Raw genomic sequence first — 2,822 nt, 5'->3', positions numbered from 1 at the left:
TGATTACGGCCATAGGAATGTACCACTAATGACATGTTTTGTACCAAAGAATGACAAGAAATTTACCACTAATCGACAGCTTATTTACCACCCAATACCTTCTATATAATTAGTGAGCATATCTTTCGATATGACACTTTATATGGGAGGTATTTTTTTATGATCCAATATCGTAAGATACTGGAATTATATGATGAGGGGATCAGTTTAAGGGGGATTTCCGCAAGTACTAGTAATGCTCGGCAGAAAGTAACAGAGGTCATTGAATTGGCCAAGAAGAAAGGATTGGTGTGTCCGTTAGATGAGGAAATGGATGATAAATGGATCGAAGAATTTCTATTTCCAGAAAAGTCATTAGAAGCTTCCGGGAGGCAACCTCTTAACTTTGAATACATTCATAAAGAGCTGGCCAAACCGAATGTTACTCTCTCTCTTCTACACTATGAATATGAAGCAGAAAGTAGGGCAAATAACAAAATCCCTTACTCATATCGAAGTTTCATCCGCCACTATGGAAATTATGCGCAGAAATACAAAGCTACCTTGCGTATCCGCAGAAAACCAGGTGAAATAATGGAAGTGGATTGGGCAGGTTCCACAGCCTTTATCATTGATAGGGATACAGGGGAAAAAGTAAAAGCATATATATTCGTGGCGACATTGCCCTGCAGCCAACTCTCTTATACAGAAGCTACCTTATCAATGGATTTACATTCCTGGATTGGAGCCCATATTCGTGCGTATGAATATTTCGGTGGTTCTACTCAGATTGTTGTATCGGATAATTTGAAGACAGGGGTGACGAAACATACTTCAAGGGAACTTGTTCTGAATCCTACCTATAAGGAAATGGCAAGTCATTACAATACCATTGTAATGCCGGCACGTGTACGTAGCCCTAAAGATAAACCGAGTGTCGAAGGCTCTGTCGGGGATATTTCCACTTGGATCATAGCGGCATTAAGGAATACCCACTGTTTTAGTATTGTAGAGTTGAATGAGGAAGTTAGAAAGAAATTAGTCGAATATAATCATCGCCCTTTTACTCGAAAAGAAGGATGCCGTTTTTCTGCATTCGAAGAAGAGGAGAAATTTGCGCTTTCCCCTCTTCCAGACAAACCTTATATGATATCAGAATGGAGAACAGCCAAAGTACGTCCTGATTATCATATATCTGTAGAAAGCATGTTTTATTCAGTTCCATACGAATACATTAATCGACAAGTAGACGTGAAGATTTCTGATGATATGGTAGTTATCTACTTTAATCACATGTGGTTGACATCACATAAAAGATTATATGGGAGATTTGGACAGATATCAACCGTCCGGGAACATATGCCAGACAATCATAAATTATTCGTTGATCAAACTCCTGAAGTTGCGATTGAATGGGCAGAAAACATTGGATCTTCAACATTGAGTGTTGTGCAATACCTTTTAGATTCCTATCAATCTGAAAAACAAGCATTACAATCTATCTTTTCCCTTAAGAAGATGGAACACCGTTATACCAAATACGAAATAGAACTTGCATGTAAAATGGTGCTCACTATGACAAGAAGACCGACGGTCAAGAGCATACAAACGATTCTAAAAAACAACAAGAAAAAAGATGCAGAACAGGAATTAAATCAAAACACAGAAACGACCGACACCAATTACGGCTTCACCCGTGGGGCTTCTTATTATGGAGGAAAGATAAATGTTGAATGATCAAATGTTGTCCAAACTACAGGAAATGAAATTAAGTGGGATGGCTGAAGCTTACAAGGAACAGTCCCTAAATAAAGAATATAAATCTATGAGTTTCGAAGACCGATTCTCTCTATTAGTTGATTTAGAATATTCCCGTCGTAAAAGCAATAATCTGAATCGATTAATTAAAAATGCCACATTTTCAGACTCAAAAGCGTGCATTGAAGATATAGAGTACTTTGAGGATCGCAAACTTAGAAAGGAACTCATATTAAAATTAGCTAGTGGTCTTTATATTCAAGAGCATCATAACGTTATACTGAAAGGACCTACGGGATCAGGGAAAACCTTTATGGCTTGTGCGTTTGGTGTATCTGCATGTCGTCAGTTTTATAATGTAAAGTATATTCGGTTACCTGAATTGCTGGATGAGCTAGCTCTAGCAAAATTAGCCGCCGACGGCAGCTATCGTAAGTTAATTAAGAAGTACACAAAAACAGATGTACTTATACTTGATGAATGGCTACTAACGGAACTATCAAAGGACGAAGCGAATATATTGTTGGAGATTACTGAAGCTCGGCATAAAACCGCCTCCACTATTTTCTGTTCTCAAATCGATCCTAGCGGCTGGCATTTGAAATTAGGTAATGGAACTATCGCAGAAGCGATACTTGACCGTATTGTTCATGATTCTTACCAATTCTTATTAGATGGTGAAATTTCCATGCGTGAGCGTCATGGATTAAGTAGTGGTGATTGAGATATGTCCATTTTGACACGGAAAGAATTAATCAAAATGGAAGAATACTATTATTTGATAGGCTATAAGGAGTGGTATCCTTTCCCTAAAGAATTAAAGAATAAGCTTTTAGATGTATATGGGAGAGAACATTTCCCATACACTTATACTGAACAGGACATCTACGAAGGGTCAAGGAAAATTATAATAGATTACTTCAAAGCTTAAACCAATTGAACTAAATCAAAAAACTCCTCCACTTTACAATGATAGTATTGGGAGGAGTTTTAATTGGTAAAGAGTTGGCGCATCCTGGTAAATTCTTTGTCCGAGTGTGGTACAAAAGATGGCGCAGGTGGTACATTCCTATGGCCGTAATCAC

The 2,822-nt window shown here is 37.9% G+C and carries 3 protein-coding genes; all 3 read left to right on the top strand.

Annotated features, from left to right (window positions below):
- The first annotated feature begins 159 nt into the window (after positions 1-159).
- From istA to LRP83_RS23075, 3 genes are read left to right on the top strand one after another with little or no spacing between them, the layout of a single operon-like run.
- Positions 160-1,716 (top strand): IS21 family transposase, encoded by a 1,557-nt coding sequence (gene istA, locus LRP83_RS23085; RefSeq protein ID WP_230499180.1) that lies wholly within the window; start codon positions 160-162, stop codon positions 1,714-1,716.
- Positions 1,706-2,461 carry an IS21-like element helper ATPase IstB gene (gene istB, locus LRP83_RS23080; protein ID WP_230499179.1) on the top strand — a complete coding sequence of 252 codons (756 nt, stop codon included), beginning with the start codon at positions 1,706-1,708 and terminating at the stop codon, positions 2,459-2,461. The genes istA and istB overlap by 11 nt, the downstream gene beginning before the upstream one ends.
- Before the next feature lie 3 nt (positions 2,462-2,464).
- On the top strand, positions 2,465-2,668 hold the full coding sequence (locus tag LRP83_RS23075) for a hypothetical protein (RefSeq protein WP_230499178.1): 204 nt from the start codon (positions 2,465-2,467) through the stop codon (positions 2,666-2,668).
- Positions 2,669-2,822 lie beyond the last annotated feature (154 nt).

The sequence above is a fragment of the Pseudoneobacillus rhizosphaerae genome (genome assembly GCF_917563885.1).
In the GTDB taxonomy this organism is placed as follows: domain Bacteria; phylum Bacillota; class Bacilli; order Bacillales; family Cytobacillaceae; genus Pseudoneobacillus; species Pseudoneobacillus rhizosphaerae.
This window is presented reverse-complemented; position numbering and strand designations above follow the sequence as displayed.

Bases quoted from the DNA above. Each gene is read 5' to 3' on its own strand.
- istA (WP_230499180.1), top strand. From the start codon at position 160: ATGATCCAATATCGTAAGATACTGGAATTATATGATGAGGGGATCAGT.
- istB (WP_230499179.1), top strand. From the start codon at position 1,706: ATGTTGAATGATCAAATGTTGTCCAAACTACAGGAAATGAAATTAAGT.
- LRP83_RS23075 (WP_230499178.1), top strand. From the start codon at position 2,465: ATGTCCATTTTGACACGGAAAGAATTAATCAAAATGGAAGAATACTAT.